General features: G+C 68.0%; 15 protein-coding genes. 6 read left to right on the top strand and 9 right to left on the bottom strand.

Annotation, left to right across the window (positions count from 1 at the left end):
- Positions 1 to 3: 3 nt before the first annotated feature.
- Together PSQ39_RS15350 and PSQ39_RS15355 are read left to right on the top strand one after the other, a co-directional pair.
- Positions 4 to 1,470: a chemotaxis protein CheW gene (locus PSQ39_RS15350; protein ID WP_273927700.1), complete on the top strand. Its 1,467-nt coding sequence runs from the start codon at positions 4 to 6 to the stop codon at positions 1,468 to 1,470.
- A 241-nt stretch (positions 1,471 to 1,711) separates the two neighbouring features.
- A complete protein-coding gene (locus PSQ39_RS15355; protein ID WP_273927701.1) occupies positions 1,712 to 1,927 on the top strand; it encodes a TOBE domain-containing protein in 216 nt (71 codons plus the stop codon).
- A gap of 139 nt (positions 1,928 to 2,066) precedes the next feature.
- On the opposite strand, the gene PSQ39_RS15360 is transcribed toward PSQ39_RS15355, so the two are convergent.
- The 5 genes from PSQ39_RS15360 to PSQ39_RS15380 all read right to left on the bottom strand — a co-directional run bounded on the left by PSQ39_RS15360 (position 2,067) and on the right by PSQ39_RS15380 (position 9,071).
- Entirely contained in the window at positions 2,067 to 3,218 is a 1,152-nt protein-coding gene (locus tag PSQ39_RS15360; protein WP_273927702.1) for a PepSY-associated TM helix domain-containing protein, read from the bottom strand.
- A gap of 4 nt (positions 3,219 to 3,222) precedes the next feature.
- Complete coding sequence (locus PSQ39_RS15365; protein WP_273927703.1) at positions 3,223 to 5,436, bottom strand: TonB-dependent receptor; 2,214 nt, start codon at positions 5,434 to 5,436, stop codon at positions 3,223 to 3,225.
- Between the two features lie 253 nt (positions 5,437 to 5,689).
- Positions 5,690 to 6,052, bottom strand: coding sequence for a DUF2946 family protein (locus PSQ39_RS15370; protein WP_273927704.1), 363 nt, complete (start codon positions 6,050 to 6,052; stop codon positions 5,690 to 5,692).
- Between the two features lie 526 nt (positions 6,053 to 6,578).
- Positions 6,579 to 7,601, bottom strand: coding sequence for an ABC transporter substrate-binding protein (locus PSQ39_RS15375; protein WP_273927705.1), 1,023 nt, complete (start codon positions 7,599 to 7,601; stop codon positions 6,579 to 6,581).
- A gap of 99 nt (positions 7,602 to 7,700) precedes the next feature.
- Positions 7,701 to 9,071, bottom strand: a complete 1,371-nt coding sequence (locus tag PSQ39_RS15380; protein ID WP_273927706.1) for an LLM class flavin-dependent oxidoreductase — start codon at positions 9,069 to 9,071, stop codon at positions 7,701 to 7,703.
- A gap of 229 nt (positions 9,072 to 9,300) precedes the next feature.
- Between PSQ39_RS15380 and PSQ39_RS15385 the strand changes: the two genes are divergently transcribed.
- Complete coding sequence (locus PSQ39_RS15385) at positions 9,301 to 10,299, top strand: aliphatic sulfonate ABC transporter substrate-binding protein (protein WP_273927707.1); 999 nt, start codon at positions 9,301 to 9,303, stop codon at positions 10,297 to 10,299.
- Positions 10,300 to 10,354: 55 nt separating this feature from the next.
- Here the strand turns inward: PSQ39_RS15385 and PSQ39_RS15390 are convergent, their stop codons facing one another.
- From PSQ39_RS15390 to PSQ39_RS15400, 3 genes are read right to left on the bottom strand one after another with little or no spacing between them, the layout of a single operon-like run.
- Positions 10,355 to 11,500: an acyl-CoA dehydrogenase family protein gene (locus PSQ39_RS15390; RefSeq protein WP_273927708.1), complete on the bottom strand. Its 1,146-nt coding sequence runs from the start codon at positions 11,498 to 11,500 to the stop codon at positions 10,355 to 10,357.
- Positions 11,497 to 12,309 (bottom strand): class II aldolase/adducin family protein, encoded by an 813-nt coding sequence (locus PSQ39_RS15395; protein WP_273927709.1) that lies wholly within the window; start codon positions 12,307 to 12,309, stop codon positions 11,497 to 11,499. The genes PSQ39_RS15390 and PSQ39_RS15395 overlap by 4 nt, the downstream gene beginning before the upstream one ends.
- 21 nt (positions 12,310 to 12,330) lie before the next feature.
- Entirely contained in the window at positions 12,331 to 13,434 is a 1,104-nt protein-coding gene (locus PSQ39_RS15400; protein WP_273927710.1) for an LLM class flavin-dependent oxidoreductase, read from the bottom strand.
- Between the two features lie 259 nt (positions 13,435 to 13,693).
- On the opposite strand from PSQ39_RS15400, the gene PSQ39_RS15405 reads away from it, so the two are divergent.
- Together PSQ39_RS15405 and PSQ39_RS15410 are read left to right on the top strand one after the other, a co-directional pair.
- A complete protein-coding gene (locus PSQ39_RS15405) occupies positions 13,694 to 14,311 on the top strand; it encodes a cysteine dioxygenase family protein (protein WP_273927711.1) in 618 nt (205 codons plus the stop codon).
- Positions 14,312 to 14,404: 93 nt separating this feature from the next.
- Positions 14,405 to 16,012, top strand: a complete 1,608-nt coding sequence (locus PSQ39_RS15410) for a rhodanese-related sulfurtransferase (protein ID WP_273927712.1) — start codon at positions 14,405 to 14,407, stop codon at positions 16,010 to 16,012.
- A 110-nt stretch (positions 16,013 to 16,122) separates the two neighbouring features.
- On the opposite strand, the gene PSQ39_RS15415 is transcribed toward PSQ39_RS15410, so the two are convergent.
- Positions 16,123 to 17,073: an ABC transporter substrate-binding protein gene (locus PSQ39_RS15415; protein WP_409242041.1), complete on the bottom strand. Its 951-nt coding sequence runs from the start codon at positions 17,071 to 17,073 to the stop codon at positions 16,123 to 16,125.
- Between the two features lie 333 nt (positions 17,074 to 17,406).
- Between PSQ39_RS15415 and PSQ39_RS15420 the strand changes: the two genes are divergently transcribed.
- A partial coding sequence (locus PSQ39_RS15420) for a flagellar transcriptional regulator FlhD (RefSeq protein ID WP_273927723.1) occupies positions 17,407 to 17,525 on the top strand: 119 nt, incomplete at its 3' end.

The following is a 17,525-nucleotide window of genomic DNA, read 5'->3' on the forward strand; positions in this document are numbered from 1 at the left end:
GCCATGAACACCCCGTTGGAGCGCTCCTCGCGCGCCGCCGCCCCGTCCCCGAGCAGCCCCTGGCGGGAGCTGGCCCTGGTCCAACTGGGTGAGCTGTGCGTGGCCATCCCCATCGACCAGGTGCGTCAGGCCTGGCCCCGGCCTGCCAGCTTGCAGCCCTTGCCCCGGCGCGACCACGCCCTGCTGGGTGTGATGCAGCTGGAGGGGCAAAGCCTGCCCGTGGTCGACCTGGCCCGTTGGGTGGACATCCCGCCGGCCCCCGCCAGCCAGGCCGGCGCCGAACGCATCCTGGTGCTGCAATGCGGGGAGCGCCAAGTGGGGCTGCTGGTGCAAGGGGTGCAAGGCGTACGTCGCGTGCCCACCGCCGCCGTGCAGCGGCTGAGCCACACGCCCGCGCCCGAGGAGGTGTTTGACGCCCTGGTGCAAATCGAGGGCCTGCCGCAAGGGGCCCAACTGCTGGAGGTGTCACGGCTCATGGACTTGGCCCAGGTCTGGCACCAGGCCGAGGCGCCGGCCCAAGGGCACGCCGGCGCGGCGGATCTGAACTCGGGGGATGCCGCGCCCGCCGCCCGCGCCCAACGCTACGCCGTGCTGCGCCTGGGCCAGCGCCTGCTGGGCTTCCCGGCCGTGACGCTGGGCGAGTTGCGGCCACGCCCCGTGTTGCAGCCTTTTGGGCACAGCCCCCACACCGGCATCGCCCAGTGGCGCGGCCGCCACCTGCCGGTGCTGGACCTGGGCACCGCCTGGCCGCCCGAGGGGCCGCGCGACAGCCCGCCCTGGCTGCTGGTGCTGTGCCATGGCGAGCTGGCCGTGGGCGTGCTGCTGCACGAACTGCGCGACATGGTGAGCCTGCGCCCGGCGGACCGCCACGCCGCCCCGCAAGCGCTGGCTGAACTGGGCTACGTGCAGGGCCTGGCGCAGGATGCAAACGGCGATCCGATCTTTCTGATCGACGTAGCCGCCCTGATCGCGGTCCACCCCGAATCCCAAATCAGCCGGCTGCCCGTGCAGACCAGCGAGCGCGCCCCCGCCGGGGCCTCGGGGCAGCACGCCAGCTCACGCACCAACGAACAGCCGTACTTGGTGTTCGAGGCCGGCGCCCTGCTGTGCACGCCCGTGTCGGGGGTGCAAGAGATCCTCGCCCTGCGCCCCGAACAAGTGCCGGCGCCAGGCCAAACGCCAGCGCCCTTTGCCTGGCGCGGCCAGTGGTTGGACCTGATCGACCTGCCCGGTCGCTTGCGCCCGCGTCACCGCGCCGCGCGGGCGCCCAGCCATGTGCTGGTGGTGCAGCAAGCGCAGCGCTGCCAGGGCTTCTTGATCGAAGAGGTGCGCTCCATCGTGCCCACCGGTCGGGCACCGCTGAGTCAGCTGAACCTGGGCCAGGACCAGCCGGTCGAGTTTCTGACCCTGGGCGCGCCGCCCGAGCAACGCAGCGCGCGGCGCATCGACCTGCGCCAAGAAGCAGTCTGAACTGTCGCGGCCGTTGACCTCGCGGCTTCAGGCCTGGTGTTCAGTCGATGAAACGCCCTGCCCGCGCCGGGGGCTGGCCCCCGCTTGACTTCCTCGGTTTTCAAATAAGAAGACAACTTCTTATTCGTTCACGGCAGGTCGGCCGCTTTTGACAATGGCAACACACCCGGTAAGCACCTGTGGCCTGCCGGAATCCTGTTCACCATCACCTGTCATCGGCCACTTCAAGGAAGCCCAAACCATGTCCATCCAAGCCATCAACGTCCGCAACCAATTCAAGGGCAAAGTGCGCGAAATCATCCGCGGCGACGTGGTCTCTGAAATCGACGTCGAAACCCCCTGGGGCATCGTCACCTCCGTCATCACCACCCGCTCGGTGGACGACCTGGGCCTCGTCGTGGGCTCGGACGTGGTGGCCCTGGTGAAGTCCACCGAAGTCTCGATCGCCAAGCTCTGAGCATCCCGCTCGCCTGCCCTGCGACAGAGAAAAAACCTGCCCCACTGTGGGGCTCATGCACTGGCACCTTGGAGAAACTGAAAAATGAGGTGACTGGGGCATGCAGTGAGGCAGGTGCAAAACAAAGCGTTCCCTGGCCCTAGCGGGGACGCGGGCGCTGGTCCGGTCGACGGGCCGCGCCCCTGGCGTTGGCCCGCCGCACCAGCCGCCAGCGCCACAGCCCGGTCAGCCACAGCAGCGCCGGAATGAAGCCCAACCCACACACCAGCAGACGCCCCCCCAGGCCGCCTGCCGATCCGTCGTGCAGCGGGTGCAGCCAGTTCAAGATGCGGTTGGAGGTCCCGAACTGGTTCCGATCCTGTTGCGCCAGCACTTCGCCGCTGTGCGGGTCCATGAACACGTAGCTGTGCGGGAACCGGTCGCTTGGATCGCCCGGCTGCTGCACCCGCACCATGTAGCGCCCGCCCGCGCCGCCAGGCACTTCGAACCAGGCCAGCCGGCTCTGGGGCATGCGCTCATGGGCCCGCTGCAAAGCCTGCTCAAGCGGGATCACCGGGGCTGAGCTGGGGCTCACCGAGGGTGGGCTGAGCGTGGCCACGGGGTCCCAGACCGCGGTCAACACACTGCGGGTCTCGTTGGGCCAGGCCAGCATCCAACCGGTCAGGGTCAAGAGCAACAGGAAGAACAGGCTGAACACCCCTGCGAGCTTGTGCAGATCGCGCAAGCTGCGGATGGGCGGGGCGCCGCGCTTGTACTGAAAAGCCTGGCGCCACCGGCCCTGAGGCCACCAAGCGGCCAGCCCGCTGAGCAACAACACACTGCTGGCCAGGCCGGCCCAGCCCACCCAGCGCCGGCCCTCATCGCCCATCTGCAAGGCCATGTGGAGGTCGTAGATCCAGGTCATGAGGTAGTCGCCCCAGGTGTCGGCACGCAGCACCTGCTGGCCGTCGGCGCTGAGCCACACCATGACCCGCTTGGCATGGTGGCCGCTGTGCGCCTCCTGGTAGCGCACGGCGAGGGGGCCGGGCACGCCACTGACCTCAAAGCGCCACAGGCCCTGCCGCTCAGGCCACTGGCGTTGCAAGGTGTGCAGGGCCTGCGACCAGACGGGCGAGTCCCAGCCCGGGGCGGGCCCGAGCGCTGGCTGCGCGATCTCCGGGTGGAGCCAGCGGTCGATCTCCTGGTAGAACACCAGAACCGACCCCGTCAGCCCCAGGACCAGCAACAAGGCGCCCACACTCAGGCCCAACCAGAGGTGGCCTTGGCGAACGAGGATGCGAACCCGCGCCATGGGCTCAGAACTGCGACCGCAGCGACAGCTCGAAGCTGCGCGGCGCGCCGATGTAGAGGTTGGTCGTCGGGTAGCCGGAGTACTCGCCGTAGAAGGCATTGCCGAGGTTGCGGCCGCGCAAGGTCAGCGTGGACTGCTTGGCCAGTTGCCAGGACACCGCGGCGTCCAGGGTCGAGTGGCCGCGCACAAAAATGGTGTTGGCCGTGTCGGTGTAGAAGCCCGAAACATGGCGCACCAAGGCGCTCAAGGTCAGCGCGGTGTTGGGCACCTGGTAACTGGCGTGGGCGCTGGCGGTGGTGGTCGGGGTGTTGATGGGGCGGTTGCCCGTGCGCACGGCACCACCCGCTTCGATCAGCTGGTCGTACTTGGCATCCACCCAGCCCAGGTTGGCGCCCAGCAGCAGTTGGCGGGTGGCGGCGGCCCCGAGGCTGAACTCCAGGCCGCGCGAGGACTGGCTGCCGCCTTGCACGGTCAGCGAGGCATTGGCCGGGTCACGCGTGAGGATGTCGTTTTGCTGGATGTAGAAAGCAGCGGCGGTGAAGGTCAGTCGCTTGTCCAGGGCGTTCATCTTCAGCCCGCCCTCCACCGAGTGGCCCGTGGTCAGTTTGAAGCCGGTATTCACGATGGACTGAACCAGCATGGACGACACCGGCGTGGCCGCCGTGGTGTAGAGCGCATACAGCGTGGTGTCAGGGTTCAGGTCATAGGTGCTGCCCAGGCGCCAGGAAGCGGGCTTGTAGCGCGGGTTGGCGTTTTGGACGCTGTTGGGCGTCACGTTGTAGTTGGTGACGGTGCGCTGCAGGTCGATGTCGTCGTAGCGCAGTCCCGCCAGCACCAGCCAGTTCGGCGCCAGGTTCAGCGCGTCCTCGGCAAAGATCGACGTGGTCTGCTGCTTGGAATCAAAGTTGACGTTGCCGGCGCTGTAGGCGCTGGCCGCCGTCGGGATGGTGCCCACCACGGGGTTGTAGGGGTCCACCGCCGCCACAGCGGTGCTCGACGAGGACTGGCGCAGGCTGGCGAAGCGGGTCTGGTTGTATTCAGCTCCGACGGTGAAGCGGTTCTTCAGGCCCAGCAGCGTGCCTTCATGGGACAGGGCGGTGCGCGCGTTCCAGAACTGGTGGTCGTGGTAGAAGCGCTGCACGGTGCGCACAAAGCGGCCGTAGGGGAAGGCACTGGTCGGCGCCGCAAAGGTCTGGGTGTCGCTGAGCACGTAGTCGCGCTTGGCGGTGTAGGCCGTCAGGTCCGTGGCCAGTGACCAACCTGGCTGGAGCGTCCAGTCGATCTTGCCGCGCAAGGTCGTCTCTTCGGCGCCCGAATAAGAGCCAGCCGGGTTGTAGTTGACCCGGCGCAGGGCCTCATCGACCACCAAACCATTGGTCGTGCTGACCAGGTGGCTGGGCTGGCGGGCCACGGCGGAGGACACCAAGGGAATGCCCTGGTAGGTGCCGGCGTAGCGGTCACGGTAGTGGTCCAGCGCCACCAGCACCGACAGATCGCGCTGGGGCTTGAGCAGGACGCTGCCCGTCAGACCTTGGGATTGGGTGGCGTTGTTGTTGACGTCATACAGGCTGTTGGACTGCAGGCTGCTGGCATCGAGGTGGATGGCCGCCGTGTCCGACAGTGGCAGGTTCAAGCCCGCGGCCGCCATCGTGGTGCCGAAGCTGCCCACGCTGAGCAAGGTCTCGCCGTGCTGGCCATCGAAGTTGGGCTTTTTGCTGACCTTGTTGACCACACCGCCCAGCGCCCCTTCGCCGTACAAGACAGAAGCCGGGCCCTTGATGACTTCAATGCGATCGAAATGCCAGGTGTTGGTGTCGCGCTGCACGATGGTCGAGGTTGACACGCGCACCCCGTCTTGCAGGATGGAGATGGCGTTGCCCGAGAAGCCGCGCATCATCAGCGTGGCCGGGTTGCCCGGCACATTGCCCGCAATCACCCCCGGGATGTCGGCAAAGGCCTCGCGGGCCGTGCGCAGGCCGCGCTGCTGCATCTCCTCTTGCGTGATGGCCTGGACCGTGGCCGGGATTTCACGGGCCGTCAGGCCCAGTCGGCTGCCCGAGCTGCTGGGCTCATCCAGGGCCAGCGGGTCTTGCCGGGCGCTGACATCGACCGACTTCAGGGTCGGCGTGGGGAGCGTTGTTTGCGCCAGGGCGGCAGGCGAACCCACCAGGGTGGCGACGGCCAAGGCCGTCATGGACAGAGCAAAAGAGGAGTTCATGGAGAAAGCCAAGAGCGGCCTCAAGTCGGCGCGCCGGCCTGTCCCGCCGCCAGCGCGCAGGCCACCATCGGGTGCGCCTCGAGCGGGGCCAAAGACAGCCGACCCCGCCCTTGAAAAGCCAGGATCTAAAAACGGGGGGAAACAGGGCCCAGCCAGATGGCGCCGTCCTGCAACGGCAAGCCAGACTGGGTGGACAGGCACCGCTTGCGCGGCGCAGGTCAACCCAGATCAGGGGCTGGGCGAGCGCGAGGGCTCAGTGCGCCGGGGGCGGGCCGCGCGAGGGCGGTGGGGCCGAGGTGAGCGCAGCGATGCGCGCTGCGGGAATGGACCGCAGCGCATGGGCCAGGGCCACGGGGGCTGGGGAGTCCAGGGACAAAAGCGGTGGCGGAGCACCCAGGTTGACGCACAGGGTGCAGTCCAGGCTGTGGGGCTCAGCGCCCGCGACGGCGCGCTCATCACCGCTCTTGAGCACCATCTGAATGGCACCGGCACCCGAGCAGATCAACTCCATGGTTTTGGGCGCGATCAGGGGCGAAGCCACCGCACTGCCCAAGGTCAGCGCGAACCAAACCAGCAGGAGCTGGATGAGGTTCTTGGAGGGCTGAGCCAAGGTCATGGCGGCGATTATGCGATAGAACCGTTTACACATTTCACGACAACTTCACATGTTCAGGGTCAGCCAAGCGCCTGTGGCCCCCAGCACCACAGAGGCGATTGACGCGCTGGATGGCACCCGCCCTCTGCCAGCCACCTGGGCGCTTTGACGCCCGGGGGCCCATCCACCACATCCCCGATGAACGATATGCGCAGGCCTTCGTTCACGGCGGCGCCGCTTGCTGCGACAGTACCCCCATGCGCTGAGTTGAAGACCCGTCTGACGCCCATCGACAGACCTGGTCCTCCACTCCAAGCACCAATTGGCTCGCGGGGGTGAGCTGCTGCCTGACCTGGTCAGGCATTTCCAACGGCCGCTGACGGGCTCTCGTCAGCGGCCTTTTTTTATCCCCTTCATGGCGGTTCAGCGCGCCCTCCAACCCAGTCAATGACCAAAAAAAATGCCAGCAACGCTGGCATGTCTGGGCGGGGGCGAGCCCCGAGCGGCAGAAGACGGACCGGCCACCGCTCAGGCGCGGATGACCGCTTCAGGCCGGGCGCAAGGCCTTCTCAAAGCGGCGGTCCCACAGCGTTGCCACCTGGGCCGGGCCGTCCAGCACGCCCAGTTTCTGGAAGGTGTCAGCCACCTCCTGGTGGCCCGTGACGACCTTGTCGCTGACCGGGCGCAGGTCAAAGTCCTCGCTGCGGTTGTTCCACAGCTCGATCAAATCGCCCACGGGAATGCGCGTCTCAACCGAAATGGCCCGCGCATAGTCCAGGTAGTTCTGGTTGGCCCACAGGTAGGCGCGGCGCAGGCGTTGCAGGTAGTCGGTGATGGCCAGTTGGGTCAGCGGGTCCGCCACCGACTTGGGGTTGGCATAAATCGGGAAGTTGCCCGACAGGTAGCCCACGCCGGTTTTGAGCACACGCGCACCGTACTTGAGGCGGGCAATCTGGCCGTTGTAGCCATAGATGGCCCAGGCATCGAGGTCACCCCGGTCAAAGGCCGACAAGCCATCGGCTGGGCTCAGGTTGATGGCGTTGATGTCCGAAAAGCTCAAGCCCGCCTCGGCCAGTTGCTTGCTCAAGAAGTAGTGCGCGGTGGTGGCCCGCACATAGCCCACGCGCTTGCCCTTGAGGTCGGCAATGGTCTTGATGGCGGTGTCCTTGCGCGCCACCGTGACCTGGTTGTTCAGGTCCTCGCGCACCACGGCAATGAAGCGCACCTGCGCCTTTTGCCGTGCCGCAAACAGGGCCGGGATTTCACTGCCCGAGCCCAGGTCCAGCGCGTCGCCGTTCAGGGCCTCGATGTGCAGCACGCCGTTGTTGAGCTCGCGCCATTCGATCTTGTACGGCGTCTGGGTCAGCTTGGCAGCCGTCAACAGGGCGCGCCAGTTGCCCTTGTAGGTGCCAATGCGCAGCGTGACCTTGGACAGGTCTTCGCCGGCGGCCAGGGCCGAAGGGGCGGCGGTGCCCAACCAGGGCGCCGCCAGGGCAGCGCCCAAAAATTGGCGGCGCGGCCAGGCCGAGGCCGGCGTCGAGACGAGGGGGGTAGGGAGATCAGTCTTCATGGTCAGTTGGTCAAAGTCAGAAGGTCATGGCCCAGTGGGGCACCAGGCGCTGCCCCGCCCGTGCCGGGCCAGGGACAGGCCAGCGCACAGCGCTCCGTTTCAGGCCGGCGTCAAACGCTCAGCCAAGGCCGGCGAGGCCACTCGGGCGTGGCGGTTGATCGGGAAAGGCAGCTTCAGCAAATCGCGCAAGGTGGCTTGCGCTTCGTAGTCTTGGCGGTAGATGCCGCGCGCTTGCAGCAAAGGCACGACCAGTTCGACGAAGTCCTTCAGCGAGGTGTTGGGCAAGGCCTCAAAGAAGTTGAAGCCGTCGGCAGCGCCTTGCTCGAACCAGCGCTGGATCTCGTCGGCCACCTGCTCGGCAGAGCCGACAAAAGTGCGCTTGGGGCGGGCAAACCAAAGCGCCACCTCGCGCAGCGTCCAGCCGGTTTCAGCGGCGATCTGCTTGATGCGGTCGCTGGCGGCCTGCTGGCTGTTGCGCCCCAGGTCACCGACATCGGGGAAGGGCTCGTCCAGCGGGTACTTCGAAAAATCGTGGTCATTGAAGGGGCGCGCCAAGGCCGCGATCGCGTTCTCGATCGGCACCAGGGCGGCCAGGGTCTCGTACTTTTCTTCGGCCTCCTGCGCGGTGCGGCCCACGATGGGGCGGATGCCAGGCAGCAGGTAGACCTGCCCTGGGTCACGTCCAGCAGCGACCACACGGGCCTTGACGTCACGGTAGTAGGCCTGGGCCTCTTCCAGCGTGTCGGCATGGAAGAAGATCGCATCGGCGCGCTGCGCAGCAAAGGTCTTGCCATCGTCCGAGGCCCCGGCCTGGAACACCACGGGCTGGCCCTGACGCGAGCGCGCAATGTTGAGCGGGCCTTCGACCTGGAAGAACTCGCCCTGGTGGTCCAGCCGGTGCAGTTTGGCCGGGTCAAAGAACTGGCCTGTGGCCTTGTTGCGGGTCAGGGCGTCGTCCTCCCAGGAATCCCACAGGCCCTGGACCACGAACAGGTGCTCATGGGCCAGGCGGTAGCGCACGTCGTGGGCGTAGTGCTCTTGGCGGCTGTAGTTTCGGGCACTGCCGTCCAGCCACGAGGTCACCACGTTCCAGCCGGCGCGCCCGCCGCTGACGTGGTCCAGCGAGGCGAACTGGCGCGCCACCGTGAAGGGTTCGCTGTAGCTGGCCGTGACCGTGCCCACCAGACCGATGTGTTGGGTCACCGCGGCCAGGGCCGACAGGATGGTCAGCGGCTCGAAGCGGTTCAGGTAGTGCGGGCTGGAGCGCTCGGTGATGTGCACGCTGTCGGCCACGAACAGGAAGTCAAAGCACCCCTTCTCGGCCAGCTGTGCCTGCTCGGTGTAGAAGCGGAAATTGACGCTGCCGTCGGCCAGGGCCTGCTCATGGCGCCAATCGCCCCAGCCGGCGCCCACGCCGTGCAGGACGAAGCCCAGTTTGAGGTGTTTGGGGGAGGACGTGCGGGTGCTCATGGTCGGACTCGCTTCAAAGGTGCGGTGGATCGGGGTGTGATGGCGGGCGGCCTCGGCCGCAGGGAGGCCTCCACCGTAGGGCCTGACCCGCGCTGCGGCAACGAAGAATTCAGTCCATCGATATGCGCGCCCGACAAGCTGGGCGCCGCCGGCGAGCTCATGCCAAAAACGCGCTTGCTTCCCCGTTTTTCGCAGCACGCAATCGGCCCAAACGGACTAGCCTCGCCCCATGCCCAGTCCTCTTCTTCACCCCCCTGTCCGCAGCGCTGGTGCCGGCCTGCAACGCCGCCACCTGCTGGCGGCCGGCCTGGCCGCAGCGCCCTGGTTCCCCAGTGCCGCTGCCGATCCCGAGCGCCTGCGCATCGGCTACCAAAAGTCGTCCACGTTGATGATTTTTTTGAAGTCGCGCGGCCTGCTGGAAAAGGCCCTGGCTCCGCTGCAAGTCCATGTGCAGTGGCATGAATTCAACTCGGGTCTGCCCCTGCTGGAGGCGCTCAATGTGGGCGCGATTGACGTCAGCGCTGACGTGGCCGACGCGGTGCCGCCCTTCGCCTTGGCCGCCGGCGCCCGCCTGACCTACTACGCCATCGAAACGCCTTCGCCGCAAGCCCAGGCCATCGTGGTGCGCAAGGGCTCGCCCCTCACCAGCGTGGCCCAACTCAAGGGCCAGAAGGTGGCTTTTGCCAAGGGCGCGGGCGCGCACTACCTGCTGCTGGAAGCCCTGGCCCAACAAGGCCTGAGCATCAAGGACATCGAACCGGCCTACCTGAGCCCGGCCGACGCGCGGGCCGCATTTGAAAACGGCAGCGTCGGCGCCTGGGTGATCTTGGACCCCTTCCTGGCCGCGGTGCAGCGCCAGTCGGGTGCACGCATCCTGCAAGACGGCGCCAAGCTGTCCAGCTACCGCCACTTCTACCTGGCGGCCACGCCTTACGCGCAACGCCGTGCCGACGTGTTGGGCGTGCTCTATGCCCAGCTGCAAGCTGCGGGCGACTGGATCAAGAAGAACCCCAGCCAGGCCGCCGAATGGCACGCCCCGGTGATCGGTCTGGACACGGCCACGGTGGAGGCCGCCAACCAGCGCCGCAGCTACCGCGTGCAAGCCGTCGACGCGGAGGCCCTGGCCGAACAGCAGCGCATTGCCGACGCCTTCAGCCAGGCGCAGATCATCCCGCGCCGCGTGCAGGTGAGCGAGTCACCGGTGTGGCGACCCGACACCGCCCGCTGAGCCCCCCCTGCGTCTGACCCCCAGGTGCCCAGACGCCAGGGTGGCCCCCCCACGCTCACAGGCCCAGCGCGCGCCGCCCCGCGGCCAGCTTGACGCTGTCCTCCTGTGGTGTGTGGACCACGCCACACAGCACGTCGCGCAGCAGGCGCTCCAGCGGGTTGCGCCGGCTCAGGCCGTGGTTGCTGGTCAAGCCCACCGCCTCCTGCACCGCTTTGACGGCGTTTTGCGTGGTGACGACTTTGACCACGCCGCTGTCCACCCCGCTGGGCTCGAGGCCGGATTCCAGGTCGCACACCAGGCTGTCGATCAAGCGTTTGTTGACCAACAGCAGGCTTTCGATGCCGCCCACCAACTCTTGCGCGCGCGGCAGGCTGGACAGCGGTACGCCGAGGCTGGTCGGCACGCGCTCGTGCAGAAAGCGCAGCAACCAGTCGCGCGCCGACAGCGCCACACCGGTGTAGAGCGCACCAAAAAAGGCGCTCATTTCGGCTTGCATCAGCGGGTCGCCGCGCGCCCAGTCGGCCGGCGGCCGCAGGTCGATGGCGGCATCGGCCGAGATCAGCACATCGTCGAACACCACATCGTGGCTGCCGCTGGCGCGCAGGCCCAGGTGGTCCCAGGTGTGCTCGATGCGGGTGCCAGGCAAGCCGGCAGGCACCAGGAAGGTGCCCACACGCGGCTCGGCCTCGTCGGTGCGGGCCCACACGGCATACCACTTCAGAATGGGTGAGCCAGTGGAGTAAATCTTGCGGCCCGACAGGCGCCAGCCCTCGGGCGTGAGCCGGGCCGTGGTGGCCGGCAGGCCGCCGCGCGCGGGCGTGCCCAGTTCGGGCTCGACGCGCAAGGCGTTGATCAAGCTGACCTCGCTGAGCGACGCTTGCACCAGGCGCTGGGCCCAGACCTCCGGCCAGACGGTGTGGCGCCGGCCCAGGCCCCGGTGCTGCATGTACTGCATGGTCAACACCAAGGCGGTGGCGGCATCGCCCTGGGCCACGGCGCCCACCACGTCGACCAGTTGGCCGATCGTGGCCCCCTGGCCCCCCAGGCGCTGCGGCGCGGCCAGGGTCAACAGGCCTGCGCGGTGCAGGTCCTGGAAGTTCTGAAACGGAAAGCTGCCTTCCCGGTCATGCTGCGGCGCGCGCGCCGCGAACTCCACCGCCAGCGTGCGGGCGGTCTGGCCCCAGCTCAGCGGGGCGTTCACTGCAGCACCTCAGGCTGATCGCGCACGATGATGTCGTAGAAGCTCTTGAAGGCGAACTCCGCCCCGCCCGGGCGACCGACCTGGCTGTGCGTCAGCTCGGCCACCGCATGCGGGATGGGCTGGGGTGTGCCCGCGGCTTCGGCCAACAACTGGGTGTGGCAGGCGTTGTCCAGCGCGATGTACCACCAGGCCGCCGACTCCACCGAGGGGCCGGCGGTCAGGATGCCGTGGTTCTTCAGGATCACGGCCTTTTGCGAGCCCAGGGCCTCGGCGATGCGGAAGCCTTCATCGGTCTCCAGCACCACGCCGCTGAAGGTGTCGAACAAGGCATGGTCCTGGTAGAAGGCGCAGCCGTCCTGGGTCAGCGGGTCGAGCTTGCGTCCGATGGCCGACCAGGCCTTGCCATAGGTGGAATGGGTGTGGGCGGCGGCGATGATGTCGGGGCGGGCCTCGTGCAAGGCGGCGTGGATGGCAAAGGCGGCGCGGTTCAGCGGGCCCTCACCGACCACGATCTCGCCTTGCGAGTTGACCAGCAACAGGTCCGACACCTTGATCTGCGAGAAGTGCAGGCCAAAGGGGTTGACCCAGAAGTGGTCGTGCAGCTCGGGGTCGCGCGCGGTGATGTGCCCGGCCAGGCCGTGGTCAAAGCCAAAGCGCGAGAACAGGCGGAAGGCCACGGCCAGGCGCTGCTTGCGGTACAGGCGCTCGGCCTCGACGGTGGGGCGGGCCGGCACCTCGTCAAACCAGTCCTTGCGTTGCGGGTGGGTGTTCTTGACCAGGGTCAGGGGGGTGTTCAAAACAGCAGACATGGGGTTCTCCGGGTGGGGGACTCAGGCGGCCTTGAGGCTGGCGGCCTGGGCTTTGGCTTGTTCACGTTCGGCCACCTTGCGGCGCACCAGGGGCAGCAGTTCGCGGCCGTACTCGATGGCGTCGGGCAGCGGGTCAAAGCCGCGGATCAGGAAGGTGGTGATGCCCAGGTCGTAGTACTTGAGCAAGGCGTCAGCCACTTGCTCGGCGGTGCCGACCAGGGCGGTGGAGTTGGAGCGGGCGCCGGTCTCGCGGGCGATGGCGGTCCACAGGCGTTCGTCCACGCGGTCGCCCTTGGCGGCATCGGCCAGCAAGCGGCGCGCCCCTTCACTTTGTTGCGGGCCGCCGCGCGAGAAGCCTTGCTCCACGCGCAAGGCGCGGGCCTCTTCGAGGATGCGCTCGGCACGGGCCCAGGCCTCATCCTCGGTGCGGCCCAAGATGGGGCGGAAAGAGATGCTGAAGTCGATGTCACGGCCATGCTGAGCCGCCTCGGCACGCACCTTGCGCACCAGATCGCCCGCCTGGGCCAGGGACTCGCCCCACAGCGCATAGACCTGGGCGTGGCGACCCGCCACCTTGAGGGCTGGCTCGGAGGCGCCGCCAAAGTAGATCGGCACATGGGGTTGCTGCACCGGCTTGACCTCCGACCAGGCGCCCTTGACGCGGTAGTAGGTGCCTTCATGGTCAAAAGGCTTGTCGGCGGTCCAGACCTGGCGCAGCAGGCCCAGGTACTCGTCGGTGCGGGCATAACGTTCGTCGTGGCCCAGGAAGTCGCCGTCGCGCTGCTGGTCTTCGTCCGAGCCGCCGGTGATGTAGTGCACCGCCACACGGCCTTGGGTGTACTGGTCCAGCGTGGCGAGTTGGCGCGCGGCCAAGGTCGGCGCCACAAAACCCGGGCGATGCGCCAGCAGGAAGTGAATGCGCTGGGTGACCGAGGCCGCGTAGGTGACGGTCAGCAAGGTGTCCGGGCTGTTGGAGCTGGCCGGCACCAGGATGCGGTCGAAGCCCGCGTGCTCATGCGCCTGGGCGAACACGCGCACATAGGCCGGGTCCACCACCGGGCCGCGGCGGGGGAAGGTTTCAGAGACTTCGTGCGGCTGAATCATGCCGATGAACTGGACACTCATGGGGGGCTCCTGGGGTCAAGGGTTGGAGGGGGCGCGGGGCGCCCTGGGGCTCGCCCGCTTGTGCAGGCTGGGGCCCTGTGCCAGCATTGGATGGAACTTCTCTGCACTTTGGAAATGAGAAAAACGGCCGTCCTTATGACAAAGTCAGCCAGCGCCTGCGCGCGCTTTGCAGTGCAATAGCGTCACCGGGCGGCCGTCTGGTCCTGGGTTCACGGGGCTGGTACTGACCGCCAAGCCACACTGCCCAATCACCCCTGCCATGACCCAGCCTCAACACCCGGAACGCCTGCGCGACTTCGTGCAGCAGTTCACTGCCCTGCTCGACCGCCGCCCCGATGAAGCCACCGTGCTGCAACAAGGGGGCACCCTGCTCGCCGCCCTGGTCGCCCAGGACGACTGGCTGCCCGACGACTTTGCCCGCCCCCACCCCGAGCGCTACCAGCAGTACCTGCTGCACGCCGACCCGCGCGAGCACTTCTCGGTGGTCAGCTTTGTCTGGGGCCCCGGTCAGGCCACGCCCATCCACAACCACACGGTGTGGGGCTTGATCGGCATGTTGCGCGGCGCCGAGCGCGCCCAGCCCTATGCCCAGGACCAGGCTGGCCACTGGCTGCCCACGGGCGCGGCACAAGAGCTGCGCCCCGGCCAGATCGAGGCCGTGTCGCCCACGGTCGGCGATGTGCACCTGGTGAGCAACGCCTTGAGCGACCAGACCTCGATCAGCATCCACGTCTACGGCGCCAACATCGGCGCGGTGCAGCGCTCGGTGTTTTTGCCTGACGGCACCGAAAAGCCCTTTGTCTCGGGCTACAGCAACACGCGACTGCCCAACCTGTGGGACCGCTCTGCCGAGCTGAATGCCGCGCTGCGCCGCTGAGGCCGCCCCACCGCGCCGCTCCCCACCCACCCAGCAGGCGCTCCGCCCCCGCTGGGGCCGGTTTTTTGACTTTCTGTTTGTGAGTTCTTCCCCGTGACCACTGCCCTGCCCACCACCCCCTTTGCCCAGGTCCGCGCCCACTTGCTGGCCGGCCATGAAATCGCCCTGCTCGACGTGCGCGAAGAAGACCCCTTTGCCCAAGCCCACCCGCTGTGGGCCGCCAACCTGCCGCTGGGCCGCATCGAGCTGGACGCCTGGACCCGCATCCCGCGCCGAGACACCACTTTGGTCGTCTACGACCAGGGCGAAGGCCTGGCCGAAGAGGCCGCACGCCGCCTGATCGCCCTGGGCTACAGCCAGGTCAGCCTGCTCGAAGGCGGCCTGGACGGTTGGCGCGCGGCGGGCGGCGAGCTGTTCCGCGACGTCAACGTGCCCAGCAAGTCCTTTGGCGAACTGGTCGAAGCCGAGCGCCACACGCCCTCGCTGGCCGCCGAAGAGGTGAAGGCCTTGATCGAGCAGAACGCCAATGTGGTGGTGCTGGACGCGCGCCGCTTCGAGGAATACCAGACCATGAGCATCCCCAGCGGCATCAGCGTGCCCGGCGCCGAGCTGGTGCTGCGCGCCAGCGCCCTGGCGCCCGACCCCAGCACCCACATCGTGGTCAACTGCGCGGGCCGCACGCGCAGCATCATCGGCACCCAGTCGCTGGTGAATGCCGGCCTGCCCAACCGCGTCACCGCGCTGCGCAACGGCACCATCGGCTGGCTGCTGGCCGGCCAAACCCTGGACCACGGCGCCAGCCGCCGCTTTGGTGAGGTCACGCCCGAACAGATAGCCCAGGCCAGTGCCCGCGCCCGCGCGGTGGCCGACCGCGCCGGCGTGCGCCGGGCCCGCCTGGCCCAATTGCCCGCCTGGCTGGCCGAAGCCGGGCGCAGCACCTACCGCCTGGATGTGCGCACCCCGGAAGAATTCACCCGTGGCCACCTGCCCGGCTTCCGCAGTGCGCCCGGTGGCCAGCTGGTGCAGGAGACCGACCACAGCGTGCCGGTGCGCGGCGCGCGCATCGTGCTGAGCGACGACGATGGTGTGCGCGCCAACATGAGCGCCTCCTGGCTGGCCCAGATGGGCTGGGAGGTGCATGTGCTCGACGAGGTGCCGGCCAGCGCGTTCAGCGAGCGCGGCAACGCCCCCACCCCGGTGCCGCCGCCCGAAGCCCCCATCCCGCTGACCTCGGTGGCCACGCTGCAGGCCTGGCTGGCCGACGGCCCGGGCACCGTGGTGCTGGACTTCACGACCAGCGTCAACTACGTGAAGCGCCACATCCCCGGCGCCTGGTGGGCGCTGCGCTCGCAACTGCGCGAAGGCCTGGCCTTGGTGCGAGCGGCCGAGCCCGCAGCCACCCGCCTGGTGCTGACCTGTGGCAGTTCGGCCCTGGCCGCCTACGCGGTGGCCGAAACAGCCCGCCTGAGCCCGGACCTGCAAATGTCTTTGCTCGACGGCGGCACCCAGGCCTGGATCGACGCCGGCGGCGCGCTGGAGGCCGGTGAAACCCACCTGGCCGCCCCGCGCACCGACCGCTACCGCCGCCCCTACGAAGGCACGGACGCCCCGCGCGAAGCCATGCAGGGCTACCTGGACTGGGAGTTCGGCTTGGTCGAGCAACTGGGCCGCGACGGCACGCACGGCTTCAAGGTGATCTGACGACCTGTCCGCCCAGGCCCGACGCGGCGGGCGGGCCAGGCCCCCCAAAGGCCGGCAGGGTGCCGGCCTCAGGAACCCTCATTCGCGCCGCCCGAAGGGCCGCAGCCAGCTCAGGCGGGCGTGCTGAAGCTGGTGTCGAAGGTCGCGCGGGTGTCCAGGCGCTGCTTGAGCAGACCGGCCTCCAGGTAGAAGTCAGCGGTGCGCTGCTGCTCGGCCATCACCTCGGCGTCGATGGCCTGCCAACGCGTCTGGCGGCGCTCGAACTGCAGGCGCGCCGCCTCGGCGGGGATGCCGATGATGCGCGCCAGCGTGTTGCCGAACTCGTCGGGGTGTTGGCGCGCCCATTGCTGGGCCCGGGCCGCGCGCTGGGCAAAGTCCTGCAGCACGCTGCGTTTGTCGCGCAAGGCGGTGTCAGTGGCCGCCAAGTAGCTCAGGCCGCTCCACAGGCCGCGCCCGCTGACCAGCACGCGCGCATGGCCACCGGTCTCGGCCAGGGCGGTGTAGGGCTCCCAGGTGGCCCAGGCGTCCACCGAGCCCTGGGTCAAAGCCAGCTTAGCGTCGGCTGGCGGCAGGAAACGCAGTTGCACGTCTTCGGGCTTGAGGCCCACCGAGGCCAGCGCCTTCAAGGTCACGAAGTGGCCGATGGAGCCGCGGTTGGTGGCCACGCTCTTGCCTTTGAGGTCTTTGGCCGACTTGAGCGGGGAGTTGGGCGCCACCAGCACCGCCGTGCCGTAGGCATCGGATCGGTTGACGGCAAAGGCTTTGACGCGGCTGCCCGCCGCCAAGGTGAAGATCAGGGGCGCATCGCCGATGGGCCCCAAGTCCACGGCCTGGGCGTTGAGCGCCTCGGCCAGGGGCGCGGCCGCTGGGAATTCGGTCCACTGGATGTCGTAAGCCAGACCTTTGAGTTCGCCCGCCGCCTCCAGCAAGGCGTGCAAGCCGCCCTTTTGGTCACCCGCCTTGAGCAGGGGACGGGATTGGGCTTGGACGTGCAGGCCGGGCACGGCGAGGGCCGAGGCCGACAAGCCCCCGAGCCACTGGTTGAAACGACGGCGATGCATGGGCAATAACTCCTGAAGAATGGGTCTCAAAACCCCATTGCAGCAGGCCCTGGTCGCGCCGGCCACCAAGGTTTTTGCAGATGCTTAGTTGGCCAGCGAGGCAGGGCACGGCGCCGGCACACCGGTGCCCACAGCACGCGCCCAGGGGGAGAGGACGAGGCAAAGCCTGGGGGGCTTGTCAGAAAAAACCTGACAAGACCGGCTTGCAAAGGAGACAAGCCGCACAGGCAGAGGCCGACTTAATTTCTGATTGGCGGGTATTCACAATCCATTTCAACAGATCGAAACAGCTCACCGGCCTCGTCGGCGGCTCAGCAAACCAAGGAACAGACCATGACCAGCGAACAAATGCTTGCCGAAATCCGCGAAGCCAACCTGACCTACCTCATGCTGGCCCAGTCCCTGATCCGCCACGACAAGGCCGAAGCCATCTTCCGCCTCGGCCTCAACGA

This window comes from Curvibacter microcysteis (assembly GCF_028649455.1).
GTDB lineage: Bacteria > Pseudomonadota > Gammaproteobacteria > Burkholderiales > Burkholderiaceae_C > Curvibacter > Curvibacter microcysteis.